Origin of the sequence: Microbacterium sp. K35, from assembly GCF_004794375.1 — a bacterium.
Classification (GTDB): domain Bacteria; phylum Actinomycetota; class Actinomycetes; order Actinomycetales; family Microbacteriaceae; genus Microbacterium; species Microbacterium sufflavum.
Map to the genome: position 1 here is coordinate 1 of NZ_SSDM01000280.1, position 1,279 is coordinate 1,279.

2 protein-coding genes and 1 pseudogene are annotated in these 1,279 nt (G+C 74.0%); 2 read left to right on the forward strand and 1 reads right to left on the reverse strand.

Features of this window, described 5'->3' with window-relative positions:
- Nucleotides 1–475: pseudogene (locus DW299_RS10735) on the forward strand (succinate dehydrogenase); the annotation flags it as partial.
- A 63-nt stretch (nt 476–538) separates the two neighbouring features.
- Here the strand turns inward: DW299_RS10735 and DW299_RS10740 are convergent.
- A complete protein-coding gene (locus tag DW299_RS10740) occupies nt 539–898 on the reverse strand; it encodes a hypothetical protein (RefSeq protein ID WP_136036571.1) in 360 nt (119 codons plus the stop codon).
- A 148-nt stretch (nt 899–1,046) separates the two neighbouring features.
- Here DW299_RS10740 and DW299_RS10745 point away from each other — a divergent pair.
- Nucleotides 1,047–1,279 (forward strand): serine dehydratase beta chain (locus tag DW299_RS10745; protein ID WP_275090587.1); only part of this gene is annotated, 233 nt, incomplete at its 3' end.

Consider the following 1,279-nt stretch of genomic DNA (forward strand, 5'->3'; position numbering starts at 1 on the left):
GGCGGGGGCGGTCGCGGCGGCCCGCGCCGAGATCGACGACCTGCTCGCGGCCGAGGGGCGCGAGAACGTGCGCGCCCTGCAGCGCGCGATCCGCAACCTCATGACCGAGTACGCCGGAGTGGTGCGCTCGGAGGAGGGGCTGCGGGCCGGGCTCGCCGATCTCGACCTGATCGAAGGGCGCATGGAGGACATCGGCATCCACCCGGACATCGCCGGGTTCCAGGACCTCGCCCACGCGTTCGATCTGAAGGCCTCCGCGCTCGCCGCCCGTGCCACGCTGGAGGCGGCGCGGGAACGGCGCGAGACGCGTGGCTGCCACAACCGCAGCGACTACCCCGACACCGATCCGACGCTGCAGGTCAACCTGGTGTGGTCGCCCGCGACCGGCGTCACCCGCGAGGAGATCCCGCCCGTCCCCGCCGAGATCGCCGAGCTGATGCGCGACGTCGACACCGCCGGGAAGCTCGTGGAGTAACCCTCCGTCCCGTCGCTCCTCCCGTCGTTCGTCAGAGCGATCCAGGGAGGAGCGACGGGGGTGTCACTGCCCCGCGGGGTCGTTCTCGCCGACCTGGGGCTGTCCGATCACGCCGATGCCGACCGCCTCGTGGTCGGGTTCGGGGTCGCCCTTCCGCTCCGGTGCCTTCGGCTCCTGGCCCGGGGCCTTCTCGGTGCTCGGCTCTTCGAGCTCCTCCGTGCTCGGCACCTCGGACGGGTCGGCGTCCTCCGGCGACTCGGCCTCCGGCGGACTGCTCGCCTCGCCCTCGTCCGCGTCGGCGGTGGGGGCGTGCGTGGTCTGGCCCTCCGACGCCGGGGTCGGGGTGGGCGTCTGCGCCTCGGCCGAGAGCTCGTCCGTGGACTCCGGCTCGGGGGCTTCGGGTTCGGGAGTGCTGGTGGTCATGATCGTCCCTTCCTGCGCTGTCGTGCCTCCAGCGTGCCCCGCCGAGCGGCCGAGCTGAAGGGGCTTGACGGGCGGGCGGCCGGGTCCCCGACGCGCTCGGGTTAACCACGATGAACCGAGATGCCGGAACCCGGCGTAGCCTGGAGGGGTGACTGCGTACGTCTCGGCCTTCGACCTGTTCTCCATCGGAGTGGGGCCGTCGAGCTCGCACACCGTCGGCCCCATGCGCGCGGCCCTCGACTTCGCGCAGCGGCTCACGGCGTCGGGCGAGCTGGGCCGCGTCGCCCGCGTCGGCTGCACGCTGTACGGCTCCCTGGGCGCGACCGGCATCGGCCACGGCACCCCCGACGCGGTGGTCGCCGGGCTCCGCGGCCTCCGCCC

Excerpts from the sequence above, each read along its gene's own strand:
- DW299_RS10740 (WP_136036571.1), bottom strand. The coding sequence starts at position 898 with ATGACCACCAGCACTCCCGAACCCGAAGCCCCCGAGCCGGAGTCCACG.